At 73.6% G+C, this 26,312-nt stretch carries 26 protein-coding genes; 20 read left to right on the top strand and 6 right to left on the bottom strand.

Features of this window, described 5'->3' with window-relative positions; translation table 11 throughout:
* The first annotated feature begins 39 nt into the window (after positions 1-39).
* Together hisS and WIS52_RS05205 are read left to right on the top strand one after the other, a co-directional pair.
* Entirely contained in the window at positions 40-1,359 is a 1,320-nt protein-coding gene (gene hisS / locus WIS52_RS05210; protein ID WP_349296955.1) for a histidine--tRNA ligase, read from the top strand.
* A gap of 8 nt (positions 1,360-1,367) precedes the next feature.
* A complete protein-coding gene (locus WIS52_RS05205; RefSeq protein WP_349296954.1) occupies positions 1,368-1,901 on the top strand; it encodes a class I SAM-dependent methyltransferase in 534 nt (177 codons plus the stop codon).
* 7 nt (positions 1,902-1,908) lie between these two features.
* On the opposite strand, the gene WIS52_RS05200 is transcribed toward WIS52_RS05205, so the two are convergent.
* The gene (locus tag WIS52_RS05200; RefSeq protein WP_349296953.1) at positions 1,909-3,333 is read right to left on the bottom strand and encodes an amidohydrolase family protein; all 1,425 of its coding nucleotides are present in this window, start codon (positions 3,331-3,333) and stop codon (positions 1,909-1,911) included.
* A gap of 101 nt (positions 3,334-3,434) precedes the next feature.
* Between WIS52_RS05200 and WIS52_RS05195 the strand changes: the two genes are divergently transcribed.
* From WIS52_RS05195 to WIS52_RS05175, 5 genes are read left to right on the top strand one after another with little or no spacing between them, the layout of a single operon-like run.
* Entirely contained in the window at positions 3,435-4,580 is a 1,146-nt protein-coding gene (locus WIS52_RS05195; RefSeq protein ID WP_349296952.1) for a CaiB/BaiF CoA transferase family protein, read from the top strand.
* Complete coding sequence (locus tag WIS52_RS05190) at positions 4,577-5,359, top strand: citryl-CoA lyase (protein WP_349296951.1); 783 nt, start codon at positions 4,577-4,579, stop codon at positions 5,357-5,359. Before WIS52_RS05195 ends, WIS52_RS05190 begins: the two co-directional genes overlap by 4 nt.
* Before the next feature lie 9 nt (positions 5,360-5,368).
* Positions 5,369-6,235, top strand: a complete 867-nt coding sequence (locus WIS52_RS05185) for a dioxygenase family protein (protein WP_349296950.1) — start codon at positions 5,369-5,371, stop codon at positions 6,233-6,235.
* Entirely contained in the window at positions 6,236-7,195 is a 960-nt protein-coding gene (locus WIS52_RS05180) for a zinc-binding dehydrogenase (protein WP_349296949.1), read from the top strand.
* Between the two features lie 18 nt (positions 7,196-7,213).
* The gene (locus WIS52_RS05175; protein ID WP_349296948.1) at positions 7,214-8,257 is read left to right on the top strand and encodes a 5-methyltetrahydropteroyltriglutamate--homocysteine methyltransferase; all 1,044 of its coding nucleotides are present in this window, start codon (positions 7,214-7,216) and stop codon (positions 8,255-8,257) included.
* Between the two features lie 8 nt (positions 8,258-8,265).
* Here WIS52_RS05175 and WIS52_RS05170 read toward each other — a convergent pair whose 3' ends face one another.
* Positions 8,266-9,951, bottom strand: a complete 1,686-nt coding sequence (locus WIS52_RS05170) for a thiamine pyrophosphate-binding protein (protein ID WP_349296947.1) — start codon at positions 9,949-9,951, stop codon at positions 8,266-8,268.
* On the bottom strand, positions 9,948-11,432 hold the full coding sequence (locus tag WIS52_RS05165) for an aldehyde dehydrogenase family protein (RefSeq protein WP_349296946.1): 1,485 nt from the start codon (positions 11,430-11,432) through the stop codon (positions 9,948-9,950). The genes WIS52_RS05170 and WIS52_RS05165 overlap by 4 nt, the downstream gene beginning before the upstream one ends.
* A gap of 214 nt (positions 11,433-11,646) precedes the next feature.
* Here WIS52_RS05165 and WIS52_RS05160 point away from each other — a divergent pair, with 214 nt between their 5' ends.
* The 11 genes from WIS52_RS05160 (at position 11,647) to WIS52_RS05110 (ending at position 21,895) form a co-directional block, all read left to right on the top strand.
* Entirely contained in the window at positions 11,647-12,438 is a 792-nt protein-coding gene (locus WIS52_RS05160; RefSeq protein WP_349296945.1) for an IclR family transcriptional regulator, read from the top strand.
* A 238-nt stretch (positions 12,439-12,676) separates the two neighbouring features.
* A complete protein-coding gene (locus tag WIS52_RS05155; protein WP_349296944.1) occupies positions 12,677-13,558 on the top strand; it encodes an ABC transporter ATP-binding protein in 882 nt (293 codons plus the stop codon).
* A gap of 7 nt (positions 13,559-13,565) precedes the next feature.
* Positions 13,566-14,573 carry an ABC transporter substrate-binding protein gene (locus WIS52_RS05150; RefSeq protein ID WP_349296943.1) on the top strand — a complete coding sequence of 336 codons (1,008 nt, stop codon included), beginning with the start codon at positions 13,566-13,568 and terminating at the stop codon, positions 14,571-14,573.
* On the top strand, positions 14,570-15,376 hold the full coding sequence (locus tag WIS52_RS05145) for an ABC transporter permease (protein WP_349296942.1): 807 nt from the start codon (positions 14,570-14,572) through the stop codon (positions 15,374-15,376). Before WIS52_RS05150 ends, WIS52_RS05145 begins: the two co-directional genes overlap by 4 nt.
* On the top strand, positions 15,373-16,149 hold the full coding sequence (locus WIS52_RS05140; protein WP_349296941.1) for an ABC transporter permease: 777 nt from the start codon (positions 15,373-15,375) through the stop codon (positions 16,147-16,149). Before WIS52_RS05145 ends, WIS52_RS05140 begins: the two co-directional genes overlap by 4 nt.
* Positions 16,149-17,420, top strand: coding sequence for a cytochrome P450 (locus WIS52_RS05135; RefSeq protein ID WP_349296940.1), 1,272 nt, complete (start codon positions 16,149-16,151; stop codon positions 17,418-17,420). Before WIS52_RS05140 ends, WIS52_RS05135 begins: the two co-directional genes overlap by 1 nt.
* A complete protein-coding gene (locus tag WIS52_RS05130; protein ID WP_349296939.1) occupies positions 17,413-18,846 on the top strand; it encodes an aldehyde dehydrogenase family protein in 1,434 nt (477 codons plus the stop codon). Before WIS52_RS05135 ends, WIS52_RS05130 begins: the two co-directional genes overlap by 8 nt.
* Before the next feature lie 2 nt (positions 18,847-18,848).
* Entirely contained in the window at positions 18,849-19,607 is a 759-nt protein-coding gene (locus WIS52_RS05125; RefSeq protein ID WP_349296938.1) for an SDR family NAD(P)-dependent oxidoreductase, read from the top strand.
* Positions 19,608-19,642: 35 nt separating this feature from the next.
* Positions 19,643-19,837 (top strand): ferredoxin, encoded by a 195-nt coding sequence (locus WIS52_RS05120; protein WP_349296937.1) that lies wholly within the window; start codon positions 19,643-19,645, stop codon positions 19,835-19,837.
* 1 nt (position 19,838) lies between these two features.
* On the top strand, positions 19,839-21,074 hold the full coding sequence (locus WIS52_RS05115) for an NAD(P)/FAD-dependent oxidoreductase (protein ID WP_349296936.1): 1,236 nt from the start codon (positions 19,839-19,841) through the stop codon (positions 21,072-21,074).
* 65 nt (positions 21,075-21,139) lie between these two features.
* The gene (locus WIS52_RS05110) at positions 21,140-21,895 is read left to right on the top strand and encodes a FadR/GntR family transcriptional regulator (RefSeq protein WP_349296935.1); all 756 of its coding nucleotides are present in this window, start codon (positions 21,140-21,142) and stop codon (positions 21,893-21,895) included.
* Positions 21,896-21,935: 40 nt separating this feature from the next.
* Here WIS52_RS05110 and WIS52_RS05105 read toward each other — a convergent pair whose 3' ends face one another.
* From WIS52_RS05105 to WIS52_RS05095, 3 genes are read right to left on the bottom strand one after another with little or no spacing between them, the layout of a single operon-like run.
* Positions 21,936-22,955, bottom strand: coding sequence for an amidohydrolase family protein (locus tag WIS52_RS05105; RefSeq protein ID WP_349296934.1), 1,020 nt, complete (start codon positions 22,953-22,955; stop codon positions 21,936-21,938).
* Positions 22,952-23,650 (bottom strand): 4-carboxy-4-hydroxy-2-oxoadipate aldolase/oxaloacetate decarboxylase, encoded by a 699-nt coding sequence (locus WIS52_RS05100; protein ID WP_349296933.1) that lies wholly within the window; start codon positions 23,648-23,650, stop codon positions 22,952-22,954. Before WIS52_RS05100 ends, WIS52_RS05105 begins: the two co-directional genes overlap by 4 nt.
* Positions 23,647-24,765 carry a zinc-dependent alcohol dehydrogenase gene (locus WIS52_RS05095; RefSeq protein WP_349296932.1) on the bottom strand — a complete coding sequence of 373 codons (1,119 nt, stop codon included), beginning with the start codon at positions 24,763-24,765 and terminating at the stop codon, positions 23,647-23,649. The genes WIS52_RS05100 and WIS52_RS05095 overlap by 4 nt, the downstream gene beginning before the upstream one ends.
* A 116-nt stretch (positions 24,766-24,881) precedes the next feature.
* On the opposite strand from WIS52_RS05095, the gene WIS52_RS05090 reads away from it, so the two are divergent.
* A complete protein-coding gene (locus WIS52_RS05090; RefSeq protein WP_349296931.1) occupies positions 24,882-25,829 on the top strand; it encodes a substrate-binding domain-containing protein in 948 nt (315 codons plus the stop codon).
* Entirely contained in the window at positions 25,826-26,308 is a 483-nt protein-coding gene (locus WIS52_RS05085; RefSeq protein WP_349296930.1) for an RpiB/LacA/LacB family sugar-phosphate isomerase, read from the top strand. The genes WIS52_RS05090 and WIS52_RS05085 overlap by 4 nt, the downstream gene beginning before the upstream one ends.
* Positions 26,309-26,312: the final 4 nt, after the last annotated feature.

Here is a 26,312-nt window from a genome sequence, read left to right as displayed (position 1 = left end):
GGCACGCCGACACCCCGCCCGAGAGGACACCGACCAGCTGTGACCGCCACCGACCAGCGGACCGACGGCGGCCGGGCCCGCAGGCCCGAGCCGTTCGCCGCGCCGAAGGGGATCCCGGAGTACTACCCGGAGGCGTCGGCCGGCTTCACGCACGTCCGGGACACCCTGGCCGGAGCCGCCGAGCGGGCCGGGTACGGGCACATCGAGCTGCCGGTGTTCGAGGACACCGCGCTCTACGCCCGCGGGGTGGGGGAGTCCACCGACGTCGTCGCCAAGGAGATGTACACCTTCGCCGACCGCGGCGACCGCTCGGTGACGCTGCGGCCCGAGGGCACCGCGGGCGTCGTCCGGTCGGTGATCGAGCACAACCTCGACAAGCAGGGGCTGCCGGTCAAGCTGCGCTACAGCGGCCCGTTCTTCCGCTACGAGCGCCCGCAGGCCGGCCGCTACCGCCAGCTGCAGCAGGTCGGGATCGAGGCGATCGGCGTCGACGACCCGGCACTGGACGCCGAGGTCATCGCGATCGCCGACGAGGGCTTCAAGGCCCTCGGCCTGACCGGCTACCGGCTGGAGATCACCTCGCTCGGCGACGCCGACTGCCGGCCCGCCTACCGCGAGCGGCTGCAGGAGTTCCTCGCCGGCCTCGACCTCGACGAGCCCACCCGGGCCCGCGCCGAGATCAACCCGCTGCGGGTACTGGACGACAAGCGTCCCGAGGTCCGCGCCGCGATGGCGGACGCGCCACTGCTGATGGACCACCTGTCCGACGCCGCCGCGGCGCACCACGCCGCCGTGCTCGGCCACCTCGACGACCTCGGCGTCGCCTACACGCCGAACCCGCGGATGGTCCGCGGCCTGGACTACTACACCAAGACGACGTTCGAGTTCGTGCACGACGGCCTCGGCGCCCAGTCCGGGATCGGCGGTGGCGGCCGCTACGACGGCCTGATGGCCACCCTCGGCGGGCCCGAGCTGTCCGGCGTCGGGTTCGGCATCGGCGTCGACCGGACGCTGCTGGCGTGCGAGGCCGAGGGCGTCCGGCCCTGGTCGGTGGCGCGTGCCGAGGTCTTCGGGGTGCCGCTGGGCGACGCCGCGAAGCGCCGGCTGGTGATCGTGGCCGCCGCACTGCGGGCGCGCGGGATCCGGGTCGACCTGTCCTACGGTGGCCGTGGCCTCAAGGGCGCGATGAAGTCCGCCGACCGGTCCGGCGCCCGGTTCGCCCTCGTGCTCGGCGAGCGGGACCTGGCGGCGGGCACGGTCGGGCTGAAGGACCTCGTCTCCGGCGAGCAGCAGGACGTGCCGCTCGACGCCGTCGTCGACGCGGTGACCACCGCCGTGCACGCGGCGCCGGAGGGCTGAGCGCGGCGATGGCCGAAGCCGATCGGGAACGTTGGGACGCGAAGCACCGCGCCCTCGGCGCCGGGACCCCGCTGCCGCCGGACGCGCTGCGCGGCCGGCTCGACCTCGTGCCGTCGACCGGCCGGGCCCTCGACGTGGCCTGCGGGCGCGGCGGTGTCGCGGTCTGGCTGGCCGCGCGCGGGCTCGACGTCGTCGCCGTCGACGTGTCCCCGGCCGGGCTGGCCGCCGGCGCCGCCCTCGCCGACGACCACGACGTCCGGGTCCGCTGGGTGGAGGCCGACCTCGACGGCGGCTTCCCGGACGAGGACGGGACCTACGACCTCGTCGTCTGCCAGCGGTTCCGGGACCCTGCGCTGTATCCCGCGCTGGCCGCGGCCGTCGCGCCCGGCGGGTTGCTGGTGATCTCCGTGCGGTCCGAGGTCGGGGACGAGGGCGGGCGGTTCCGCGCCGCGCCCGGCGAGCTGGCTGCGGCCTTCGGGGACCTGGAGGTGCTGGCCCACCACGAGGGCGACGGCGAGGCGTACCTGCTCGCCCGCGGCTGAGCCCGGCTCAGTCCCCGGCCGTCGTCGTGCGCTGGTAGTCGGAGTACTGGTACGGGTTCTCCAGCACCGTCGTCTCGACGACCTCGGGATGCATCCCCGCCTGCCAGGCGTCCTCGCCCAGGTGACCGCGCAGGTGCGCCACGGTGGACTCGATCGCCGAGCGGGCCCGCCCCAGGTCGGCGACGAGCCGGCCGTCGCGCTTCACGACCCGGCCTTCGACCAGCACGGTGTGCACGTCGCCGCGCTGGGCCTGGAACACCACGTGCCCGTGCGGGTTCAGCAGCGGGAACGACACCGGCGAGTGGTCGTTGCGGATCAGCACCAGGTCGGCCTTCTTGCCGACCTCGACGCTGCCCAGGTCGTGCTCCCGCCCGATCGCGCGCGCCCCGCCGCGGGTGGCCCACTCGACGACCTGGTCCGCCCGCAGCGCCGAGTTCGTGACGGTGTCCCCGCGGGCGTGCGCTTCCAGGTGCTCCCGGGAGCGGTCGGCGCCGAGTGTCGTGCGCATGGCGGAGAACAGGTCCCCGCTCCACCACACCGAGGTGTCCATCGACAGCGAGACCGGAATGCCGTAGCGGCGCAGCGCCCAGGTGGGCGGGTAGCCCTGGCCGGCGCTCTGCTCGCTCTCGGTCGCCACCGACACCGACCCGCCGGTCGCGGCGATCCGCTGGTAGGAGTCGTCGGACAGGGTCGCCGAGTGCACGTAGACGGTCTCGGGGGTCATGAAGCCGTGCTCGTGCATGAGCCGGATGCCGTCGTCGTTCGTCGCGCCCCAGACCCCGGCGTGCGTGGTGACCGGGACGCCGAGCTCGCGGGCGGCCTCGAACGCCGGGCGCTCCGGGAACGCCGGGTCGCCGGTCACGTCGAAGGCCAGCTGGAAGCCGAGCATGTCGTCGCCGGGGGTGATCCGGCGGGCCACGAAATCGCGGAAGCCGGGGTCGGCGGTCCAGGCCGCCGGGGCCTGCTGGATGTTGCCGTAGGCGAGGACGAACCGGCCGCCGGTCGAGGTCAGCGCGTCGACGGCGGCGTCGCCGTGCTGCGGGGTCTGCAGCCCGTGCGACCAGACGACGGTGGTGGTGACGCCGGCGTCCAGGCTCTCCAGCGCGCTGAGCAGGTTGCCGGCGTACACGTCGTCGGGCCGGAAGATCGTGCCCCACTCGAGGTAGTACCAGACGAAGTACTGGGTGAGCGTCCAGTCGGCGCCGTAGCCGCGCATCGCGGTCTGCCACATGTGCCGGTGTGTGTCGATCATCCCCGGCATCACGATCCCGCCGGTCGCGTCGATCTCCTCGGTGCCGGGCGGGACCGCCAGGTCCGGTCCGATCGCGGCGATCCGGTCGCCGGTGACCAGGACGTCGTGACCCGGGAGCACGCTGCGCCCGGCGTCCACGGTCAGGACGGTGCCTCCGCGCAGAACAGTCGAACCGGTCATCGGAGCCGCTCCTTCGCGTTCGCTACACGGATCACGTCACCCTGGCGCATGACGGGGGTCACGCGCCAGGATCGGGTCATGTCGCAGCGGTGGACCGGATCATGACCGAGACAGCGGGACCACTGGCCGGGCTGCTGGTGGCGGACTTCAGCCGGGTCCTCGCCGGCCCGTACGCGACGATGCTGCTGGCCGACCTGGGCGCCGACGTCGTCAAGGTCGAGGGACCGAACGGCGACGACACCCGCACCTGGCGCCCGCCCGAGCACGACGGCGAGGCCACCTACTACCTCGGGATCAACCGGGGGAAGCGGTCGGTCGCGCTCGACCTGAGCGACGAGTGCGATCTCGCCGCCGCCCGCGAGCTCGCCCGCCGCGCCGACGTCGTCATCCAGAACCTGCGCCCGGGCGGGATGGCCCGCTTCGGCCTCGGCTACGACGACGTGGCGGCGGCCAATCCGGGCGTCGTCTACACCTCGATCTCCGGGTTCGGGTCCGGCGCCGGCGCGCACGTGCCCGGCTACGACCTGATGGTGCAGGCGGTGTCCGGGCTGATGAGCCTGACCGGGGACCCGGACGGGCCGCCGTACCGGGCCGGGATCTCGGTGTTCGACGTGATGGCCGGCAACCACGCGGTGATCGGGATCCTGGCCGCGCTGCGGCACCGGGACGCGACCGGCGAGGGGCAGCACGTCGAGATCAACCTGCTGTCCTCGGCGCTGTCCGGGCTGGTCAACCACAGCTCGGCGTGGGTGGCGTCGGGCACCGTGCCGTACCGGATGGGCAACGCGCACCCGTCCGTCGTGCCCTACGAGCCGTTCCCCACCGCGGACGACGACATGATCGTCGCCGCCGCCAACGACACGCTGTTCCGCAAGCTCTGCGTGGTGCTCGAGATCCCGGAGGTGGCCGACGACCCGCGGTTCGCCCGCAACGCCGACCGCACCGTGAACCGGGACGCCCTGCGCCCGCTGCTGGTCGAGCGGCTGGCGACCAGGGGCGCTGTCGAGTGGTTCGAGCTGCTCACCGCGGCCGGGGTGCCGTCGGGGCCGATCCAGACGATCGACGGCGGGTTCGCGATGGCCGAGCGGTTCGGGCTGGACCCCGTCGTCACCGTCGGCGAGGGGGAGCGCGCGGTGGGGACGACGCGGAACCCGATCCGGTTCTCGGCCACCCCGGCCGTCTACGACCTGCCCCCGCCGCGGCTCGACGAGCACGGCGACGACCTGCGGAAGTGGCTCGACACATGACGTATCCGACCGCCCTGGGGGCGTCCACGAAGGACTCCATCACGCTGCTGGGCCGGGACCTCGCCGGCGAGGTGATGGGCGAGGTCGGGTTCGGCGAGCTCGCGTTCTGGCTGGCCACCCAGCGCCGCCCCACCCCGGGTGAGACCCGGGTCTTCGAGGCCGTGCTCGCCGCGCTGGCCGACCACGGGTTCACCCCGACCGCGATCGTCACCCGACTGACGCACCTGTCCGCGCCGGACTCGGTGCAGGGCGCGCTGGCCGCGGGGCTGCTCGGCGGCGGGTCCCGGTTCCTGGGCGTCACCGAGGACTGCGGCCGGTTCCTGCACGCCCATCTCCCCGGCTCGCTCCCGGTCGACGACGACGGCTGGGACGCGGTCGCGCTGCAGGTCGTGCGCTCCCAGCGGGAGGCGAAACGGTTCGTCCCCGGCCTGGGCCACCACCTGCACAAGGACGGCGACCCGCGCACCCCGCGGCTGTTCGCGATCGCCGAGGAGGAGCGGGTGACCGGCCCGCACCTGCGGTTGTTCGCCGCGATCGGCCGGGTACACCCCGAGGTGCTCGGGAAACGCCTGCCGCTCAACGGCGCCGGCGTCTGCGGGGCGGCGCTGGCCGACCTCGGCCTGCCGCTGGAGCTGCTGCGCGGGTTCGCGCTGCTCGCCCGCACCGCCGGGCTGATCGGGCAGCTCGCCGAGGAACTGCGCAGCCCGGTCGCTGATCAGATCTTCCGAGGGGTCGAGCGGGACGGCGTCCCGGTCGAGCCGAGCCCCTACCGCCTGTGAGGAGTCGCCATGACGCAACCGCTCACCGTCACCGAGGACACCATCACCGACGTCGCCGCCGCGCGCTGGGCGACCGCGCACGACCCGCGCACCGCGGAGCTGATGTCCGCCCTGGTCCGGCACCTGCACGAGTTCGCCCGCGAGACGAAGCTGACCGAGGCCGAGTGGATGGCCGCGATCCGGTGGCTCACCGACACCGGGCAGATCTCCGACGACAAGCGTGAGGAGTTCATCCTCGCCTCCGACGTGCTCGGGCTGTCGATGCTCGTCGTGCAGCAGAACCACCGGTTCGACCCGTCCGCGACGCCCGCGACCGTGCTCGGCCCGTTCCACATCGACGGCTCCCCGGAGCGCGGCTGGGGCGAGGACATGTCCGACGGGCTGCCCGGCGAGCCGCTCTGGGTGCACGGCACCGTCCGCGCGCTGGACGGCACTCCGGTGCCCGGCGCCGTGCTCGACGTCTGGCAGTCCGACTCCGACGGCAACTACGAGGCCCAGCTCCCGGTCGACGAGGCCCGGCTGCGGGCGAAGTACACCGCGGGCGACGACGGCGGGTACTGCCTGCGCACCATCGCGCCGCTCGGGTACGCGATCCCGATGGACGGCCCGGTCGGCGCGCTGATCTCGCAGACCGACATCAGCCACTACCGGCCCGCGCACGTGCACTTCCTGCTCGCCGTGCCCGGCTACGAACCGCTGATCACCCACCTGTTCCGGGAGGGCGCCGAGTACCTCGACTCCGACGTCGTGTTCGGGGTGAAGCGGGAGCTGGTCGTCGGGTTCGAGCGGCGGGACCCGGGCCCGACGCCGGACGGCGGGTCCTCCGACGTGCCGTGGCTGGAGTGCCGCTACGACTTCGTGCTGCAGCCCGGGTAGATGCGCGCTGCCGAGATCCGTGACCTCGGTGCGCCACCGGTCGTCGCCGACCGTCCGGTTCCGGAACCGGAGCCGGGTGGTGGGGCGGTACCCGTCACCGTGCTCGCCGGGCCGATCACACCGCTTGACCTGCTGTGCGCGAGCGGGACGTCCTACCTCGGGACGCCGGCGACGCCGTATGTGCCGGGTGTGCAGGGCGTCGGGCGGGCCGGCGGCCGCCTGGTCTGGTTCCCGACCACGGCCGGGACCGCTGCGGGCGACGGCAGCATGGCCGGCGTCGCGCTCGCCGTCGCCGAGGACGTGGTGGAGCTGCCCGCGCCGGTCGATCCGGTCGCGGTCGCCGCGGCCGGGCTCTCCGCGGTCGCGGCGTTGCAGGCGCTCACCGCGACCGGTGGGCTCACGGCGGGGGAGACCGTCGTCGTGCTCGGGGCCGGTGGCGTCGTCGGGCAGGCGGCGATCCAGCTCGCCCGGGCCCAGGGCGCGGCCCGGGTGGTCGCCGCGGCCCGCTCGGTGGCTGCCCGGGAGCGGGCGGGGAAGGCCGGACCGGACGCCGTCGTCGGTATCGACGACGCCGACCCGGACGCGCTCACCGGCGCGTTGCGGCAGGCCGCGGGCGGGCCCGTCGACCTCGTCCTGGATCCGCTGTTCGGCCCACCCGCCGCCGCGGCCGCCCGCGCACTGCGCCCGGGCGGGCGGCTGGTGCACCTCGGCAGCGCGGCGGGGGAGACGATCCCGCTGGACTCGGGCACGATCCGCGGCCGCTCGCTGCGGCTGCTCGGCTACACCAACCTGGCGCTGACCCGCGCCGAGCGCGCCGCCGCGATCAGCCGGGTCGCCGCCGCCGTCGCGGACGGGTCGCTGCGCGTCGACCACGAGAGCGTCCCGCTCGACGACGCCGCGGCCGCCTGGGAACGCCAGGCCGCCGGCCGGGCGCGCGGACGGATCGTCCTGACCCCCTGACTCCCGGAGGGACCGACCGTGACACCCGCCCTGCCACTGCTCCCCACCTCGCTGGTCGGCAGCTACGCCCAGCCCGAATGGCTCATCGACCGTGCCCGCCTCGCCGGACGCTTCCCGCCCCGGGTGCGGGCCGAGGAACTGTGGCGGGTCGCGCCCGAGCTGCTGCCCGAAGCCCTCGACGACGCCACACTCGTCGCGATCCGGGAACAGGAGGAGGCCGGTCTGGACATCCTCACCGACGGCGAGATCCGCCGGGAGAGCTACTCGAACCACTTCGCGACCGCGCTCGAGGGCGTCGACGTCGACAACCCGGGCACCGCGCTCGACCGCAGCGGGCACCCCAACCCGGTCCCGCGGATCACCGGGCCGATCCGGCGGCCGCACCCGGTCGAGGTCGACGACGTCCGGTTCCTGCGCGCGCACACCGACCGCACGATCAAGATGACCGTGCCCGGGCCGTTCACGATGAGCCGGCAGGCGCAGAACGACCACTACCCGGACGTCGAGTCCGCGGCGATGGCCTACGCGGCGGCCGTCAACGCCGAGATCAAGGACCTGCACGCGGCCGGCGCCGACATCGTCCAGATCGACGAGCCCTACCTGCAGGCGCACCCGGACGCCGCCCGCGGCTACGGCCTCGCCGCGCTGAACGCCGCGCTGGACGGTGTCACCGGCACCACCGCGGTGCACCTGTGCTTCGGCTACGCCGCGATCATCCACGAACGCCCGGAGGGCTACTCGTTCCTGCCCGAGCTCGCCGGCTGCACCGCCGACCAGATCTCGATCGAGACCGCACAGTCCGGACTGGACCTCGGCGTGCTCGCCGACCTGGCGGACAAGACGATCATCCTGGGGGTGATCGACCTGGCCGACCACGCGGTGGAGCCGGTCGACGTCGTCGCCGCCCGGGTGCGGCGGGCGTTCGGCCACACCGCACCCGAGAGGATCGTCATCTCGACCGACTGCGGGATGAAGTACCTGCCCCGCGACAGCGCCGCCGGGAAGATGGCGGCGATGGCGGGGGCGGCGGAGGTGCTGCGGGCCGAGCTCGTCACGACGTAGACGGCCTGTCAGCGCGCCGGCAGCGGTGTGAGCCCCGGTGGTAGTCCGTACATCGGGTGCTGGAGCACGTCGATGATCGCCGGCCGGTCCTGGTCCAGCGCCGACTCGACCGCGGGCAGGAGCCCGTCGTCGGTCTCGACCCGCGCGCCGTACCCGCCCAGGGAACGGGCGAACCCGGCGAAGTCGAGGTTGTCGTAGAAGACGCCGAGGTAGCGCTCACCGTGTGCCGCCCGCTGCCGATCGCGGGTATTGCCGTAGGCGAAGTTGTTCATCACCAGGTTGACCAGCGGGATGCCCTCGCGGACACAGGTCTCGAAGTCCTGGGCCACCATCCAGAAGCTGCCGTCCCCGCTCACCGTCACCACCCGCTGTCGGGGGCGGGCGAGTGCGATGCCCATCGCGGCCGGGAGGCCCCAGGCCATCGCACCCCCGGCGGAGCCGAACACGCTGCGGGCCCGCGGGACCCGCAGGTGCCGCTGCATCCACGGGACGAAGCTCGGCGCGTCCTGGACGAGCACGGTGTCCGGCCGGTCGAGTACGTGCTGCAGCGCCCGGACCCCGCTCGCCCCGCTCACCCCGCCGCGCGGGTCGTCGCCGGCGAGCGCGTCGGCCGTGAGATCGGTGGCCTCCTCGAAGCACCCGCGGAACCCGGCGAGCCGCTCGCGGCCGGCGTCCCCGACCGTCCGCTCGGCCCGGTCGAGCAGGGCCTGTGCCGCCAGCCTCGCGTCGGCGACGAGCGCGAGCCGCGGCGGGTGCACCCGTCCCAGCTCCTCGGGGTCCACGTCGACGTGGATCAGTGCCGTCTCGTCGGAGACCAGGGTCCAGCGCTTGGTGGTGAACTCCGAGAACCGGCAGCCGAACGCGACCAGGACGTCGGCCTCGCGGACCACCTGCTCGGTGACCTCGTGCGCGCCGTACCCCAGGCATCCGACGTAGCCGGGGGTCTTGTAGGGCACCAGGCTCTGGCGCATCCAGGTCGTGACCACCGCCGCGCCGGTCCGCTCGGCGAGGGCGAGGTAGGGGCCGGGGTCCCCGACGGCGCCACCCCCGAGCAGCAGCACCGGCCGCTCGGCCCCGGCGAGCAGCCGGGCGGCCTCGGTGACCGCGTCCGGTGCCGGTGCCGGCGGGTACGGACGCCACCGCGGCGCGGCCACGACGCCGTCCGGAACCGGGTGCTGCAGGACGTCCAGCGGGAGGGACACCACGACCGGCCCCGGTCGCCCGCTCACCGAGGCACGGATCGCCCGCTGGAGCAGCTCCGGGATCCGCGCCACGTCGTGGATCTCCACCGCCCACTTGCTCATCGGACGGAAGGTCGCGACGACGTCCATCTCCTCGAACGCCCGCCGCTCGACGATCGCGCCCGAGACCTGCCCCACCAGCACCAGCATCGGGACCGACTCGTCGTAGGCGTTCTGGACCGCGATCGCGAGGTTGGCCGCGCCCGGCCCCCGCGACACCAGGGCGGTACCGGGTGCCGCCCCGGCGCGGGACGCCCCGTCGGCCATGAACCCCGCGACCTGCTCGTGCCGGGTGGCCACGAACCGGATCCGGGGTTCGCGGGCGATGCCGTCGATGACGTCCATCACCGTCGTGCCCGGGACCCCGGTGACGATCTCGATGCCCTCGGCGACGAGGCACGCGACCACCAGGTCCGCCCCGGTCCGGCCGGGGCCCGGTGCGGCCGCGCTCATCGGGCCGGCCCGTCGGCGTCGAGGGTCACCGTGACCGCCTTGGTCTCGGTGTAGGACAGGAGTTCCTCGATGGACTCCTCGCGCCCGACGCCCGAGTTCTTGACCCCGCCGAACGGCAGTCCCCAGTAGTGCCGGGCGCTGCCGTTGACCCACACGTAGCCGGCCTCGAGCCGGGCGGCGAGCCGGTGCGCCCGAGTGACGTCCCGGGTCCAGACGGCCGCGGTCAGCCCGTACTCGCCGGAGTCGGCGATCCGCAGTGCCTCCTCCTCGTCGCGGAAGGTGATGACCGACAGGACCGGGCCGAAGATCTCCTCCACCGCCGTCGGATGGTCGGCCGGGATCGGTCCCAGGACGGTCGGGGCGACGTAGAAACCCCGGTCGCCGCCGGTGTCCGGCCGCCCGCCTCCGCACAGCACCGGGACACCGGACGCGCGTGCCGCCTCGATGGCCCGCATCGAGATGTCGTACTGCCGCTCGTCGATCAGCGGCCCCATCTGCGTGTCCGGGTCGAGCGGCGGGCCGACCCGGATCGCCCGGACCTGCTCGACGACCATCGCGAGCACCTCGTCGGCGATCGACTCGTGGAGCAGGAGCCGGCTCGTCGAGCCACACGACTGCCCGGCCGTGACCGTGAAGTTCATGCCCTGCACGGCGCTCGCCGCGGCCCGGGGGAGGTCGGCGTCGGGCAGCACGAGCATCGCGTTCTTCCCGCCGAGCTCGAGGGTCACGTATTTGACCCCGACCTCCGCCGCCTGGCGCTGGATCAGCCGTCCGGTCGCGGGTGACCCGATGAAGCCGATGCGGCGGATCAGCGGGTGGGTGACCAGCGCGCGACCGGCCACGGCGCCCCTGCCCGACACCACCGCGCACAGGTCGGGCCCGAACACCTCGGCCGCGAGCTCGGCCATCCGCAGTGCGGAGAGCGGGGTCTGGTCCGGCGCCTTCACCACGACGGCGTTGCCCGCCACCAGGGGAGCGGCGACCTTGCCGGCGGCGAACATCAGCGGATGGTTGAACGGCACGATCCGCGCCACCACGCCGTAGGGCTGCTGCACCGAGTAGTGCAGGTGCTCCGAGATCGGGTAGGTGGAGCCGCCGAGGCCCGACGCGAGATCGGCCACCGCGTCGACCAGCGCGGCCGCGGCCTCGACGTCGGCGCGCATCGCGGGCAGCGGGAAGCCCGCGTCGACGGCGTCCAGCGCGGCCAGCTCGTCGACGTGCTCGCGCAGCAGGCCGGCGAACCGCCGGAGCCGGGCGGCCCGGGCCGGGACCGGCAGGGCCGCCCACGCCGGCTGGGCCGCCGCCGCGGCGCGGACCACCCGGTCGACCTCGTCCGCCGAGCAGTCGGGGGCGTCGGTGAGCTGGTCGCCCGTCGCCGGGTCCTCGACCGGGTACCGGGCCGCGGTGGGCGTCGGGCGCCCGCCGAGCAACAGGTCGTAGCGTCGGTCCAGCACACTGGTCGCGCCGTCCAGGATGGTCATGAAGCCGCCTCTCGCACGGGGACGTCCGGCCGGTCACCGGAGTCCCGGCGACGCGCGCTCATCCGCAGAATGACGGTCTTACTATTAGTCCTTCGACCGTCCGGCGGCAAGGTTCGCCGACGTTGCGCCGCGGTGGGCACAATGTCTCTCTGCTGAGCAGAATCGGGCCCGTTCCGACCGGGTCGGGCTCCCCGTGGCGAGAGGACAGTGATCGATGACCACCCCGCAGTCGTCCGAGGAGGTCCACGGTCCGGTGCCGCCGCAGTACCCCATCGAGTCCGTCGACAACGCACTCAAGCTGCTCCTGCTGTTCGAGGAGCGGCCGAGGGTGCGACTCAAGGAGGCCGCCGAGTACCTGGGCGTGGCGTCGTCGACCGCGCACCGGCTGCTCGCGATGCTGCAGTTCCGCGGGTTCGTCGTCCAGGAGTCCGGCACCCGCGCCTACGCCCCGGGCCGCTCGCTGACGGTGCTCGCCGCGGCGGCCGCGCGCCAGATCGACGCCCGTGCTCAGGCGCGCCCGTTCCTCGAGCGGCTCAACCTGCGGTTGCAGGAGACCACGGCACTCGGCCGGCTCGAGGGGACGTCGCTGCGCTACGTGGACTCGATCGAGGGCGGCCGCGCGCTGCGGGTCGGGTCGCGCACGGGGGTGTCCATGCCGGCCCACTGCGCGGCGAGCGGGAAGGCCGTGCTGAGCGGGCTCTCCGACGACGTGGTGGTGGCCCTCTACCCGGACGAGGTCCTGCAGAAGGTCAACGAGCACTCGATCGGCACCCGTACCGACCTCCTGGCGGAGCTCGCCGTGGTGCGGGACCGCGGGTACGCCCTGTCCCGGCAGGAGACCGAGGACGGGGTCGTCGGCATCGCCGTCCCGGTGTCCGGGGTCGGGGACTCCCGGTACGCCCTCAGTGTGGCCACCCCGATCCACCGGGCGACCGAGGAGACGGTCGCCCTCGCCGTCGAGCTGTTGCGCGAGGCCGCCACCGAGCTGGGTGACTCGCTGATCTGAGTCGTGGCCGGGGGGGGGTGTCCCCGCCCGAGGCTCCCTCGGTGGGGGCGACGCGCACGCCCGCTCCGGCGCCGGCCCGTCCGGTGGTGCATCCGAAGGCGTCCGAGATCGTGACCCTTGACACGGCAGGCCCGTGTCCGTCATCTTCTCTGAAGAATCTCTCTCTGCAGAGCAGAAAGTCCGCTCGCGGGGGTGCGTCTCGCAGCGACGCCTGATCGCCAACCACCCGGAGGAACGTGTGCCCAGCGCAATCGACCCCGCTGCCCCGGCAGCCCCGGTGACGACCGACCGGTTCTTCTCGATCGAGGGACTCAACGTCACCTATCCCCCGACGACGAGGACCGCCCAGCCGGTCGCCGCACTGCGCGACATCGATCTGTCGGTCGACCAGGGCGAGTTCGTGTCCGTCGTCGGCCCCTCGGGCTGCGGCAAGTCGACCCTGCTGTCGACGATCATCGGCCTGCTCAGCGGCTACGAGGGGCGGATCGTGGTCCGTGGCGAGACCGTGACCGGACCGCACCGCGACGTCGGGGCCGTCTTCCAGGAGGAGTCGACCTTCCCCTGGCGGACCGTGCAGAAGAACGTCGAGTTCGGACTCGAGATGCGCGGTGTGGGCAAGGTGGAGCGCCGCCGCCGGGCCCTCGACATGCTGAAGCTGGTCGGCCTGGAGGACTTCGTCGGCAGCTATCCCGGTCAGCTCTCCGGCGGGATGAAGCAGCGGGTCGCGATCGCGCGCACGCTGGTGATGCACCCGGCGATCCTGCTGATGGACGAGCCGTTCGGTGCGCTCGACGAGCAGACCCGGATCATCCTCGGCGAGGAGCTGCTCCGCATCCAGCGCACGCTCGAGCAGACGATCCTGCTGATCACGCACAACATCCAGGAAGCGGTCCTGCTCTCCAACCGCATCGTGGTCCTGGGCGCGCGGCCCGGCCGCATCAAGGCCGTGGTCGAGGTCGACCTGCCGCGTGACCGTGACTCGAGCCTGCTCGCCACCGACGAGTTCGCGGCGATCGTCGGCCGGGTCTGGTCCGTCCTGCGCGACGAGTCGCTGCAGGCCTTCGCCCGCGAGCAGCAGGCGCCCGCCGCCCCGGTCCGGGCGGAGCACGCCAATGTCTAGCCGGCCGATGTCCCGGGTCCTGACCGCCCTCACGCTCGGTGCGGTCCTCCTGCTCTCCGGCTGTGGTGCGCCGGGGCAGTCCGGCGCGGCGGACGGCGTCACGCCGATGGGGATCGCGGTGTCGAACCGGACGCTGTTCAGCACCGGTCTGCCCTACTACGTCGCCCAGGAGAAGGGCTTCTTCTCCGACGCCGGGCTCGACGTGTCGGTCACCTTCACCGGTGGCGGGGCCGAGACGGTCCAGGCCGTCGTGTCCGGCAGCAGCGACATCGGGGTGGAGACCAGCGCACCCGCCGCGGTCGGCGCGTTCGTCGAGGGCGCCCCGATCAGGATCGTCGCCGCGTCCACCACCGGCCTGGACCTCGTCTGGTTCGCCAAGCCGGACAGCGGCATCACCGACCAGCGCGGCCTGGCCGGGAAGTCGGTCGGCTACAGCGCGACCGGCGGATCCAGCCACATCGGGATCCTGGAGATCAACGACCTGAACACCGCCCAGGGCCTCCCGCCCGTCGACGCCCAGGTCATCGGCGGGCCCGCGGACCAGTTCACCGCCGTCGAGACCGGACAGATCGACGCCGGCTGGACCCAGCCGCCCTTCTTCCTCGCCGAGATCGAGGACGGGACCCTCGTCGAGGTCGCGGACGGCGCCGACCTCGACCGCTACCGCGACGTGGCGGTCCGCGTGAACATCGCCAACGACCGCTTCCTCACCGAGCACCCGGACGCCGCCCGGGCCTACTTCCAGGCCGTCGACCGGTCCTTCGACTGGATCTTCGACAACCCCGACGAGGCGGTCGACATCTGGCAGCGGTCCACCGACCTGGACATCGAGCGGGAGACGCTGCTCACGACCTTCGACTACCTGCAGCGGGAGAACTTCCGTACCGCGCCGCTGAACGGCCAGGACGTGATCCTCGAGGACGCGCTCAAGTTCGACTTCATCACCGAGGAGCTCACCCCCGAGCAGGAACAGCAGCTCTTCGACAGCAGCTACCAGACCGAGGGCGCGTCGTGACCGTCGCGCCGGCCGGTCCGAAGGTCGTCCGGCAGCGGGGCGCCAGCAGCGGAACCGGCCGGTTCCGGGTGCCCCTGTGGATCGTGCGCGTGGCGCTCATCGGGGTCCTCCTCGCGCTGGTGGAGCTGGGGGTGCGGCTGCGGTTCCTGGACCCGTTCTTCGTCCCGCTGCCGTCCCGGGTCGTCGTCGGGATGGCCCGCAGCATCGCCGATCCCGGCTACCTCCGGCTGGTGGCGGTGACCCTCGGTGAAGTGCTCGCCGCGTTCGTGATCGCCGGAACGGTCGGGGTGGCCGTCGGGTTCGTGCTCTGGCGGTCCGTCCGGGCCGGGCAGGCGTTCGAGCCGGTGGTGGCGGCGCTGTTCTCGTCGCCGATCGTCCTGCTGTACCCGATCTTCCTGGTGGTCATGGGGCGCACACCGACCGCGATCGTGGCCCTCGCCGCGGTGTTCGCGACGTTGCCGACGATCCTCTACACCCGGATGGCGCTCCGCGAGGTCCGCAGGACCCTGCTCGACGTCGGCCGGAGCCTCGGGCTCGGCACGTGGAGCCTGTTCCGTCACGTCATGCTCCCCGCCGCGGCGCCGACGATCTTCACCGGTCTGCGGGTCGCCCTGACCTACGTGCTGATCGTGGTGATCGCGATGGAGTACATCCTCCAGATCGGTGGCCTCGGGTTGTCCGTCGCCGAGGCCTCGTTGCGGTTCCAGGCCGTCGACCTCTACGTCTCGGTCGGTCTGACCGTCGCCATCTCGGCCACGCTGATGTGGCTGATCGCGCACCTGCAGCGGGTGGTGACCCGATGAGGACGGTCTGGATCCTGCGCGTGCTCGCGCTGCTGTTCCTCCTGCTCGTCTGGGAGCTGATCGCCCGGACCGGTGTGATCGCGGCGTCGGTGTTCCCGCCCGCCACCGAGGTACTGCTGGCGGTCGGCGACGTGGTGGGACACCGGAGTTTCGCCCTGGACGTGAGCGCCTCGCTGTACGAGATCGCGGTCGGCACCGCGATCGCGGTCCTGGTGGGCGTGCCGCTCGGCAGCGCCATGGGTGCCGGTGACTACGTCTACCGGCTGCTCGACCCGTTGCTGTACTACTTCGGAGCCGTTCCCAAGATCGTGCTGCTGCCGATCTTCGTGCTGTTCCTCGGCACCGGCATCGAGTCCAAGGTCGGCATCGCGGCGATCAGCGCGGCGTTCCCGATCGCGGTCAGCACCGCGGTCGCGGTCCGCGAGATCCGCCCGATCTACCTCAGTGCCGCCCGGGTCCTGGGTGCGAGCCGGATGCAGGTCTACCGGTTCGTCCACCTGCCGGCGCTGCTCGGCCCGTTGCTCGGCGGGGTCCGGCTCGGGCTGGGAGTCGCGATCACCGCGGCGCTGCTCGCGGAGACCAAGGTCGCCGACATGGGGCTCGGCTACCGGGCGATCGAGTACTACGGCCGGCTGGACACCGCGCAGATGTACGCCCTGCTGCTGATCGTGTTCGCCGCCGCGGCCGTGGTCAGCCTCGGCCTGAGCGCGTTGATCCGTAGGGCCACGCACTTCCAGCAGCAGACGACGACCGCCGGGACGAGCGTCGCCTGATGGCCGACCACACGTCCCCGACGAGAGGCAGCACCACCGTGGGTTCCGCAGCTCCCGAGATCGACGTCGACCTGTTCTCCGAGGATGTGCTCGCCGACCCCTACCCGGTCTACGCGCGGATCCGCGAGCTCGGGCCGGTCGTCCGCCTGGCCCGGCACGACGTGCTCGCCGTCGGCCGCTACGCCGAGGCGCGGACGGTCCTGATGGACCACACCCGGTTCGTCTCGGGCCGCGGCGTCGGGTTCAACGACGAGTTCAACAGCGTGCGCAAGAGCAGCGTGATCGCCTCGGACCCGCCCCGGCACGACGTGCTGCGGGGGGTCCTGCAGGGCAGGCTCGGGCCGCGCTCCCTCCGCTCGGCGGAGGAGGTGATCACGGCCCGGGCCGGCGAGCTGGTGGACGAGATGCTCGACCGGGGGACGTTCGACGCGATGACCGACCTCGCCCAGGTCTTCCCGGTGGAGGTGGTCGGCGAGCTGATCGGACTCCCGGTCGAGGGCCGCAGCGAGCTGCTGCGCTGGGCGAACGGGGCGTTCGACGCCTTCGGACCACCCGGGGAGCGCACCAGCGCGGGGCTGCGCGACATCGCCGAGCAGTTCTCCTACATCCGCACCGTCGCCACCCGCGAGCGGCTCGCGCCCGGCAGCATGGGGGCAGCGGTCTACGAGGCGGCCGACGCCGGGATCATCCCCGAGGAGTACTGCCTGCACCTGCTCTCGGCCTACCTCACGGCCGGGATGGACACCACGGTGAACGCGCTGGGCGCCATGGTCTGGCTGCTGGGCACGCATCCCGAGCAGTACCAGGAGCTGCGCACGATGCCGCAGCAGGCACCCGCCGTGGTGAACGAGGTGCTCCGGATCGAGGCCCCGGCCCAGCTGTTCTCCCGGGTCGCCGCCGAGGACGTGACGGTCTCCGGCGTGCCGATCGCCGAGGGGCAGCGGGTCGCGGTCGTCTACGCCAGCGCCAACCGGGACGAGCGGCAGTACCCGGACCCGGACCGCTTCGACATCCACCGCAACCCCGCCGGCCACCTCGCGTTCGGCACCGGACTGCACGCCTGCGCCGGTCAGGCGCTGGCGAAGCTCGAGCTGCGCGCGGTCCTGGAGGCGATGCTGGCGAAGGTCGGGACGGTGACCACCGGCGAACCCGTCCGCAAGATCAACAATGTGCTCCGCGGGCTCCGTAGCGTCCCGACCACGTTCACCCCGGCGCCGGCGGCCACCGCCGCGGCGGGCGGCCCGGCGCGGGGGCGGCGTGCCGATGCATGACGTCGACCGGATCCACGTCGGCGGGCGGTACCGCACCGCCCACTCGTCCGCGCGGATCACGCTGACCAGCCCGGTCACCGAGAAGCGCATCGGCTCGGTCGTCGACGCCGGCGACGCCGACGTCGCCGAGGCCGCGGCGACGGCCCGCCGGGCCCTGCCCGACTGGTCCCGGACCACCGGCGACCGGCGGGCCGAGCTGCTGACGGACCTGGCGACGGCCTACGACGCGCGGCGGGAGGAGATCGCGGCGCTGGTCACCGAGCAGAACGGGGCGGTCATCACGCGCTCCCGGCGGACGAACGGCACCCGCCCGGTCGCGCTCTACCGGCACTACGCCGAGCGGGCGCGCTCGCTGGACCGGGAGACGCCGTGGCCGTCCGGGCGGGGCGTGACCCGCCGGGAACCGGCCGGCGTGGTCGGCGCGATCGTCCCGTGGAACGCGCCCCAGTCCCTGCTGGCGGCCAAGCTCGGGCCGGCACTGGCGGCGGGGTGCACCGTCGTCGTCAAACCGTCGCCGGAGACCTCGCTGGACGCGCTCCTGCTGGCCGAGCTCGCGACGGCGGCCGGGATCCCGCCCGGCGTCCTGAACGTGGTGACCGGCGGTCGCGGGACGGGGGCCGCCCTCGTCGGGTGCGCGGACGTCGACATGGTGTCCTTCACCGGCTCCACGGCCGCCGGGCGCGGCATCGCCGCCCGGTGCGGGGAGCGCCTCGTGCCACTGCTGGCCGAGCTCGGCGGGAAGTCCGCCGCCGTGGTGCTGGACGACGCCGACCCCGCGCTGCTCGCGACACACCTGATCCGCACCTGCCTGCCCAACACCGGGCAGGTCTGCTACTCGTGCACCCGGCTGATCGTGCCGCGGGCGCGGTTCGACGAGCTGGTCGACGTCGCGACGACCGTGCTGTCGCGGGCGGTGCTCGGGGACCCCGCCGACCCGGCGTCGGACTTCGGGCCGCTCGTCAGCGCGGCCCAGCGGGCGCGGGTCGAGGACTACCTGCGCTCCGCGCGCGACGAGGGCTCGCGCGTCGCGCTCGGGGGCGGGCGCCCGGCCGGGCTCCCCGAGGGCTTCTACGTCGAGCCCACCGTCCTGGTCGACGTGCACCGGGAGATGCGCGTCGTCCGGGAGGAGATCTTCGGGCCGGTCCTGGTGGTGGTGCCGCACGACGGCGACGCCGACGCGGTCCGGATCGCGAACGACTCCTCGTACGGGCTGGGCGGAGCGGTGTTTGGAGCCGACGTGGAACGGGCGCGCGCGGTGGCCCGCGCGATGGAGACCGGGACGGTCTCGATCAACGGTCAGGACGGCGAGATCGCGGCGGCGTTCCAGGGTTTCAAGGACAGCGCGGTCGGCGGCCCGCCGGACGAGCGGGCCTATCTCCAGATCCGATCGATCGCGTGGCCGGCCGGTCACGCCCAGGGAGGGTGAGCATGTCGTTCGTCGACCAGGTCGTCATCGTCACGGGTGCCGCCCGCGGCATCGGTGCCGAGTACGCGCACGCCTTCGCCCAGGAGGGCGCCCGGGTGCTCGTCGCCGACGTCTCCGACGGCGAGGACACCGCCGCGAAGGCCCGGTCGCTGGGCGTCGACGCGGCCTGGGTCCGCACCGACGTGCGGCTCCGGTCCGAGGCCGACGCGATGGTGGCCGCGGCTCTGCAGCGGTGGGGGCGGGTGGACGTCCTGGTCAACAACGCGGCGCGCTACGCGGGCCTCTACCGGGGGCCGCTCGAGTCGATCCCGCCCCAGGAGTGGGACGACGTGATGGCGGTCAACGTGCGGGGCGTCTGGAACACGACCGCCGCGGTGCTGCCCTCGATGCGTGCGGCCGGCTCCGGCGCGATCGTCAACATCGCCTCGACGACCGCGCTGAAGGGGACGGCGCACAACCTGCACTACGTCGCGTCGAAGGGCGCCGTGCTGGCGGCGACCCGGGCGATCGCGCGCGAGGTCGGTCCGCACGGGATCCGGGTCAACTGCGTCACCCCGGGCTTGGTCGACAACGAGGCCAGCCGCGAGGGCCAGGAGGACACCTTCGACATCCGGGCGGCCGACCGCGCCCGCGAGCGCAGCCTCGCCCGGGACATGCACCCGGTCGACGTCGTCGGCGCGGTGCTGTTCCTCGCCTCGGAGGCCGGCGCCTTCATCAGCGGCCAGCAACTGACCGTCGACGGCGGCGGGATCTTCGTCTGACCCGCCGCGGTCCGACTCACGGAGGAGGAGACCGGATGCACAAGCTGCATGCCGACCACCGGGCCTGCCAGGGCTACGGCAACTGCGTCACCGGGGCACCGGACGTGTACGACCTCGACGACGAGGGGGTCGTGGTGCTGCTGAAGGAGGAGATCGACGAGACCGAGCGGTCCCGGGTCGAGGAGGCGGCCCGCAGCTGCCCGGTCCACGCCCTGACGCTGGGTGGGTGAGATGCCGACCGTCGCCGTCGTCGGCGGGTCGGTGGCGGGTGTCCGCGTCGCCCAGGCCCTGCGATCGGAGGGCCACGACGGGCGGATCGTGCTCGTCGACCGGGAGCCCCACCTGCCCTACGACCGGCCACCGCTGTCGAAGCAGTTCCTCGCCGGTGGCCGGGACCTCGCCGGGGTCACGTTGCTCACCGAGGAGATGGCCGGCCGGCTCGGGATCGAGCTGCGGCTCGGATCGGCCGCCGAGCGCCTGGACCCGCGTGGCCGGACCCTGCGGCTGGCCGACGGCACGACCCTGGACTGGGACGCGGTCGTCCTCGCGACCGGGGCCGACGCGCGAGCCGTCCCGTGGCCGGTGAGCTCCGGCGTGCACGTGGTGCGCTGCCTGGACGACGCCCGAGCCCTGCGCGCCGAGCTGGTGCCAGGCGCCCCGCTGGTCGTCGTCGGCGGCGGCTTCATCGGTGCCGAGGTGGCGGCGACCGCGCGGTCGGCCGGTTGCGCGGTGACGGTCGTCGACCCGCTCCCGGCGCCGATCGGCCGGGTCGTCGGCCCGGAGGTCGGTGCCCTGTTCACCGAGCTGCACCACCGGCACGGCGTCGCCACCCGGTTCGGCACGGGGGTCGCGGGCATCGAGGGCGGCAGCGGCCGGCTCCGGGTCCTGCTCGACGACGGGTCCTCGCTCGGGGCCGCGGCGGTGGTCGTCGGGATCGGGGCGGTCCCGAACGACGCCTGGCTGGCATCCTCCGGCCTGCGGATCGAGGACGGGGTGGTGACCGACGAGCACTGCAGGGCCGTCGACGACGCCGGCGCGCAGGCAGCCGGGGTGTACGCCGTCGGCGACGGCGCCCGCAGCTACCGCCGCGGTCTCGGGCGGCACGTCCGGGCCGAGCACTGGACGAACGCCTCCGAGATGGCGGCGGTCGCGGCGCACAACATCGTGGCGCCGGAGGACCTCCGGGTGCACGATCCGGTCGAGTACGTGTGGAGCGACCAGTACGACTGGAAGATCCAGATCGCCGGCCGACCGGTCGAGGCGGACCGGCACGAGCTCGTCGGGTCGATCGCCGGGGACGCCGCCCGCGGTGCCGCCGTGTACGCCGGCGCGGACGGGCGGTTGTGCGGGGCGGTGACCGTGAACTGGCCGAAGGCGATGTTCCTGTGCAGGAGGATGCTCGGCGATGGGACGATGGCGGACGAGACGCTCGGGCGGCTGCGCGCGCTGGACGACGCACGGCGCTGAGCTCGACGGTGCCGGCGCACCGGCACGGGTGCCCGCCTTCCGGTCGATGGCCATACTATTGGTCCATGCCTCCAGTGCCCGGTAGTGCCGACGAGACCGGCGCGCGCCGCGACAACCCCGAGATGTTCGGCCGGGTGCGGGCCGGGCGGGTCTCCAACCTGATCGTCGAGCAGATCCGGACGCTGATCGCGGACGGCCAGCTCGTCGCGGGGGACCGGCTGCCCTCAGAGCGGGACCTCGGTGAACGGTTCGGCGCGAGCCGGGTCACCGTGCGCGAGGCGCTGAAGATGCTGGAGGCGACCGGCATCGTCACGATCCGGGTCGGTGCCCGGGGTGGCGCCTTCGTGACCGCACCCACGAGCGAGCAGGTCGGTGAGGGCATCTCCGACCTGCTGCGGTTCTCGGTGGTCGAGCCGTCCGACGTCACCGAGGCCCGCCAGGTCTTCGAGCTCGCCATCGTCCCGCTGGTGTGCCGGCGCGCCGACGAGCAGGACATCGCCGAGCTCGAGGCGATCTGCGCGCGCGCGGAGGAGTCGCTCGAGTCGGGGGAGGGCTACTCGGTGTCGCTGTCCGCCGAGTTCCACGTCCGGGTGGCCCGCGCCACGCACAACCCGGCCATCGAGATGCTCGCGCGCTCGTTCCACGGTCCGATCCTGCGGTCGTTGATCCGCGCGCAGGAGGAGGACCCGCGGGTCGGGGTCAAGGGGACCGCGGAGCACCGGGAGTTCGTCGACGCCGTGCGGATGCGCGACGTCGCGGCGGCGACCGCGGTGATGACCGCGCACCTGGCCCGCACGGCCGAACGGCTGGCCCGGGAGTGACCGGCGGCGGTCCCCGGGACGCTCCGGGGATCGCCGGCGGTCAGGCGTGGGCCGCGGTCCGCGCGGCCAGCCGCGGGTAGACCCGGCGGGCGTTCCCCTCCAGGACGGCGGTGCGTGCGTCGCCGGCCAGTCCCGCGGCGTCGACGTAGCGCAGGGTGTCGTCCCAGGCGGCGCCCGTCGCGGGATCGGTCCCGCGGACCGCCCCCAGCATCTCGGAGGCGAACAGGACGTTGTCCGGCCCCACCACGTCGAGCAGCAGCCGTACCCCCGGTGCGTGGTAGACGCAGGTGTCGAACCAGACGTTGTCCATGAGGTGCTCGCGCAGTGGCGGCCGGTCGAGCCGCGCGGCCAGCCCCTCGAACCGTCCCCAGTGGTAGGGCACCGCGCCACCGCCGTGCGGGATCACCAGGCGTAGGCCCGGGAAGCGCGCGAACAGGTCCCCGAGCAGCAGTTGCATGAACACGGTCGTGTCGGCGTGCAGGTAGTGCGCGCCGAGCGTGTGCACCGGGGGCAGGCACGAGCCCGAGACGTGGATCATCGCCGGGACATCCAGCTCGACCAGTGCCTCGTAGAGCGGGAACCAGGACGGATCGGTCATCGCCGACCCCGTCCAGGCCCCGCCGCTGGGGTCCGGGTTCAGGTTCGCCCCGACGAAGCCCAGCTGCTCGACGCACCGGCGCAGCTCGGCGATGCAGGCGTCGAGCGTGCCCCCCGGGGTCTGCGGCAGCTGGCAGACCCCGGCGAAGTGCTCCGGGAACAGCGTGGTCACGCGGTGGACCAGGTTGTTGCAGGTCCGGGCCCAGGTCGTGGCCACGTCCTGGTCGGGCACGTGGTGGTCCATCGCCGAGGCCTGCGGGGAGATGATCATCAGGTCCGCGCCGCGTTCGCGGAGCACCCGCAGCTGGTTGTTCTCGATGGCCTCCCGGACCTCGTCGTCGCCGACGGCCGGCGGGACGGGGGACGGCAGCGCCGGATCCCCGAGCCGGTCGAGCTGCGCCCGCCGGAAGTCCCGGTGCGAGCGCGGCGCGGAGGTGAAGTGGCCGTGACAGTCGATGATCACGCGGCTCCCTCCGGATGGTCGACGTAGCGCAGTCCCTTGCTCTCCAGTCGCCCGCGCATGTCCGAGACGTCCAGGCCGAGCTCCCCGGCCCGGTACCGCTCGCGGACCACCGACTCCCGCTCCTCGCGGGCGGCCGAGGCCGTGGCGACCGCGGCCGCGTCGCTCCGGGGGACGACGACGACCCCGTCGTCGTCGGCCACGACCACGTCCCCGGGGTGCACGATCTGCTCGGCGCACGAGATCGGCACGTTGACCCGGCCCAGCGTCTCCTTCACCGTGCCGAAGGCCGACACCGCGCGCGACCAGACCGGGAACCCGAGCTCGGTCAGTTCACGGACGTCGCGGCAGCCCGCGTCGATGACCAGTCCCCGCACGCCGCGGGCCACCAGCGAGGTCGCCAGCAGCTCGCCGAAGTAGCCGGCCTCGGACCGCGTGGTCGGTGCGACGACCAGCACGTCGCCCGGGCGGCACTGCTCCACGGCGACGTGGATCATCCAGTTGTCGCCCGGCGGGACGGAGACCGTGACAGCGGTGCCGGCGATGCGGGCACCCGGGTGGATCGGCCGCAGCCGCGGCGCGAGCAGGCCGGTCCGGTCCTGGGCCTCGTGCACCGTGGACACCCCGAACCGGCCCAGCGCGGCGACCGCGTCGGGATCGGCCCGCGGCGGGTTGCGCACGACCACCGGCCCGCTCACCGGTCACCGCCCCAGGGCAGCAGCGACACGTGCACGACGTCGTCGCCGGTCTCGCCGCCGACGGCGCGGATCGCCGCGTCGGTCTCCGCCAGCCCGAAGCTGTGGGTGGCCAGCCGCTCGAGCGGGAACCGGCCGGAGGCCAGCTGCGCGATCGCGAGCTCGCAGGACCGGTAGCCGTGGCCGCGGGCGCTCCGGATGGTGATCGCCTTCTCGGTGATCTTCTTCAGCGGGAAGTCCGGGAACGCCGCGACCTCGCCCTGGACCACCATCACGCCCTCCCGGCGCCGGAGCGCCTCCACCCCGAGCAGCAGCGGAGCGGTGCCGGCGCCCGCGGTGCAGTCGAGCACCACGTCGACCCCGCGGCCGCCGGTCAGGTCGCGCACCGCGATGACCGGGTCCTCCGAGGTCACGTCGACCACGTGGTCGGCGCCCAGGTCCTTGGCGAGCTGGAGCCGGGCGGCGTCCCGCGCGGTGCCGGTGACGATGATCGTCGACGCTCCGGCCTGCCGGCAGGCGACGACCTGGGACAGGCCCTGCTGGCCCGGTCCCTGGATGAGCACCGTCGAGTCGTACCCCACCCCGCCGGCGTTGAGCGCCCACTCGATGCCGTTCGACAGCGGGGTCGCGAGCCCGGCGAGCTCGGCGGAGACGCCGTCCGGGACCCGGTGCAGGACCGCGTTCCAGGGCAGGAACATGTACTGCGCGAAGCCGCCCCACAGATGGTGCTCGTTGTGCGCCGAGGTGTAGCCGTAGCGGCGGGCGTCGGGGTTGGTCCGCCAGTCGGTGTTCTCACAGTGCCGGTACTCGCCGGCGTGGCACCACTCGCAGTGGAAGCACCCGACGTAGTGCTCGACGAAGACCCGGTCGCCGTCCCGCACGCTGTGCCGCCGCACGAACTCCGGGCCCGCGTCGACGATCACACCCACGTTCTCGTGGCCCATGATCACCGGGTCGGCGAAGGGCGGGCGGGCGTACATCTTGACGTCGGTCCCGCAGATCCCGGCCACCTCCACCTTCAGCAGGGCACCGTCCGCGGGCACCCGTGGCATCGGGAAGTGCTGCAGCTCCGTGTGGCCGGGGGCCACCCGGACGGCGGCCACGATGTCGTCCGTCATCTCTCTCCTCTGCCGGGGGTCCGCGCGAAGCGGGCCTATGGTCTGGTGTCATACCAATGCTAGCCTCCGGGTGGCGGAGTGACCAGAGGTCCGCCCGAGGGCGAGAGGCGGAGGACATGACCGAGCTGCTGCACCTGTCGACGCTCACCCGTGGTCAGGGCGCGAACGCGGCGCTCCTGAGCGGGGCCGTCACACCGGCGCGCGCGGAGCTCGACGTCGTCGAGGTGTCACCGCTGCCGCGCGGCTTCCGGCGGATGGTGCGCGGGCTGGAGTTCGACGTCGCCGAGATGGCGGTGACCACCTATCTCGTCGCCCGGGAGCACGGGGTTCCGTTCACCGCGCTCCCGGTGTTCCTGGTGCGGGGGTTCCACCACGGCGCGATCCAGGTCGCCTCGGGTTCGGTCGGCCGACCCGAGGACCTGGCAGGCCGCCGGGTCGGGGTCAACCGCGGCTACACCGTGACCACCGGGGTGTGGGCACGCGGTGTGCTCGCGGCCGAGTACGGGCTCGACCTCGACGGGATCACCTGGGTCACCTCGGACGACGAGCACGTCGAGGGGTACCGGCCGCCATTGAATGTGGAGTCCGCTCCGGCCGGCACCGACCTGGCGGCGGAGGTCGCCTCCGGCGCGCTCGCCGCGGTGATCGGAGCCGCACCGGCCGTGGCGGGGGTCGAGCCGCTCCTCCCCGATCCGGAGGCGGCCGCCCTCGCCGCCCTGCGCCGCGACGGCTTCCACCCGATCAACCACCTGGTCGTCGTGCGGGACGACCTGCTCGCCGCGCACCCGTGGCTGGCCGAGGACCTGTTCGAGGCCTTCGCCGAGGCCAAGCGGCGCTACGTAGCCGACCTGGTCGCCGGGGCGATTCCCGCCCCCGACGCGACCGACCGGCTCAACACTGCGGTCGCGACGGAGACCGATGCCGACCCGCTGCCCTACGGCGTCGAGCCCAACCGGGCCGCCCTGGAGCACCTGGTCGACCTGGCCCACGACCAGCACATCCTCTCCGACCGTCCGGAGATCGACACCCTGTTCGCCGCGGGCACCCGCGCCCTCGTCGCATGAGCGCGCCCCGGATCGCGATCGTCGCCGATCACAACGCCGTGGCGATGAAGACCCGGCTCGGCGCCTGGCTCACCGCCCGCGGCCACCGGGTCGACGACCGCGGGGTGCACGGCGAGGAGGTCGTCGACTACCCGCCGCTGTGCGAGGACCTGTGCCGGCAGGTGCTCACCGGAGCCGCCGGCGCCGGGATCGTGCTGGGCGGGAGCGGGAGCGGGGAGCAGATGGCCTGCAACAAGATCCGCGGGATCCGGGCCGCGCTGTGCCACGACACCTTTGTCGCCTCGGTCGCCCGCGGCAACAACGACGCCAACGTGCTGGTGATGGGCTCGAAGGTGATCGCCCCGGACGCGGCGGAACGCATCCTCGAGGTCTGGCTCGCCACGGAGTTCCGCGGCGGCCGGCACGCCGGACGTGTCGCGCAGATCGCGGCCCTGGAGCGGGGCGAGTCCCTGCTCGGGTACCCGCACGCTCCGCGGTGACCGG

The sequence above is a fragment of the Pseudonocardia nematodicida genome, assembly GCF_040105385.1.
Taxonomy (GTDB): Bacteria; Actinomycetota; Actinomycetes; order Mycobacteriales; family Pseudonocardiaceae; genus Pseudonocardia; species Pseudonocardia nematodicida.
This window is presented reverse-complemented; position numbering and strand designations above follow the sequence as displayed.

Bases quoted from the DNA above. Each gene is read 5' to 3' on its own strand.
- WIS52_RS05205 (WP_349296954.1), top strand. From the start codon at position 1,368: ATGGCCGAAGCCGATCGGGAACGTTGGGACGCGAAGCACCGCGCCCTC.
- WIS52_RS05200 (WP_349296953.1), bottom strand. From the start codon at position 3,333: ATGACCGGTTCGACTGTTCTGCGCGGAGGCACCGTCCTGACCGTGGAC.
- WIS52_RS05195 (WP_349296952.1), top strand. From the start codon at position 3,435: ATGACCGAGACAGCGGGACCACTGGCCGGGCTGCTGGTGGCGGACTTC.
- WIS52_RS05190 (WP_349296951.1), top strand. From the start codon at position 4,577: ATGACGTATCCGACCGCCCTGGGGGCGTCCACGAAGGACTCCATCACG.
- WIS52_RS05185 (WP_349296950.1), top strand. From the start codon at position 5,369: ATGACGCAACCGCTCACCGTCACCGAGGACACCATCACCGACGTCGCC.
- WIS52_RS05180 (WP_349296949.1), top strand. From the start codon at position 6,236: ATGCGCGCTGCCGAGATCCGTGACCTCGGTGCGCCACCGGTCGTCGCC.
- WIS52_RS05170 (WP_349296947.1), bottom strand. From the start codon at position 9,951: ATGAGCGCGGCCGCACCGGGCCCCGGCCGGACCGGGGCGGACCTGGTG.
- WIS52_RS05165 (WP_349296946.1), bottom strand. From the start codon at position 11,432: ATGACCATCCTGGACGGCGCGACCAGTGTGCTGGACCGACGCTACGAC.
- WIS52_RS05160 (WP_349296945.1), top strand. From the start codon at position 11,647: ATGACCACCCCGCAGTCGTCCGAGGAGGTCCACGGTCCGGTGCCGCCG.
- WIS52_RS05150 (WP_349296943.1), top strand. From the start codon at position 13,566: ATGTCCCGGGTCCTGACCGCCCTCACGCTCGGTGCGGTCCTCCTGCTC.
- WIS52_RS05140 (WP_349296941.1), top strand. From the start codon at position 15,373: ATGAGGACGGTCTGGATCCTGCGCGTGCTCGCGCTGCTGTTCCTCCTG.
- WIS52_RS05135 (WP_349296940.1), top strand. From the start codon at position 16,149: ATGGCCGACCACACGTCCCCGACGAGAGGCAGCACCACCGTGGGTTCC.
- WIS52_RS05130 (WP_349296939.1), top strand. From the start codon at position 17,413: ATGCATGACGTCGACCGGATCCACGTCGGCGGGCGGTACCGCACCGCC.
- WIS52_RS05125 (WP_349296938.1), top strand. From the start codon at position 18,849: ATGTCGTTCGTCGACCAGGTCGTCATCGTCACGGGTGCCGCCCGCGGC.
- WIS52_RS05120 (WP_349296937.1), top strand. From the start codon at position 19,643: ATGCACAAGCTGCATGCCGACCACCGGGCCTGCCAGGGCTACGGCAAC.
- WIS52_RS05115 (WP_349296936.1), top strand. From the start codon at position 19,839: ATGCCGACCGTCGCCGTCGTCGGCGGGTCGGTGGCGGGTGTCCGCGTC.
- WIS52_RS05110 (WP_349296935.1), top strand. From the start codon at position 21,140: ATGCCTCCAGTGCCCGGTAGTGCCGACGAGACCGGCGCGCGCCGCGAC.
- WIS52_RS05095 (WP_349296932.1), bottom strand. From the start codon at position 24,765: ATGACGGACGACATCGTGGCCGCCGTCCGGGTGGCCCCCGGCCACACG.
- WIS52_RS05090 (WP_349296931.1), top strand. From the start codon at position 24,882: ATGACCGAGCTGCTGCACCTGTCGACGCTCACCCGTGGTCAGGGCGCG.
- WIS52_RS05085 (WP_349296930.1), top strand. From the start codon at position 25,826: ATGAGCGCGCCCCGGATCGCGATCGTCGCCGATCACAACGCCGTGGCG.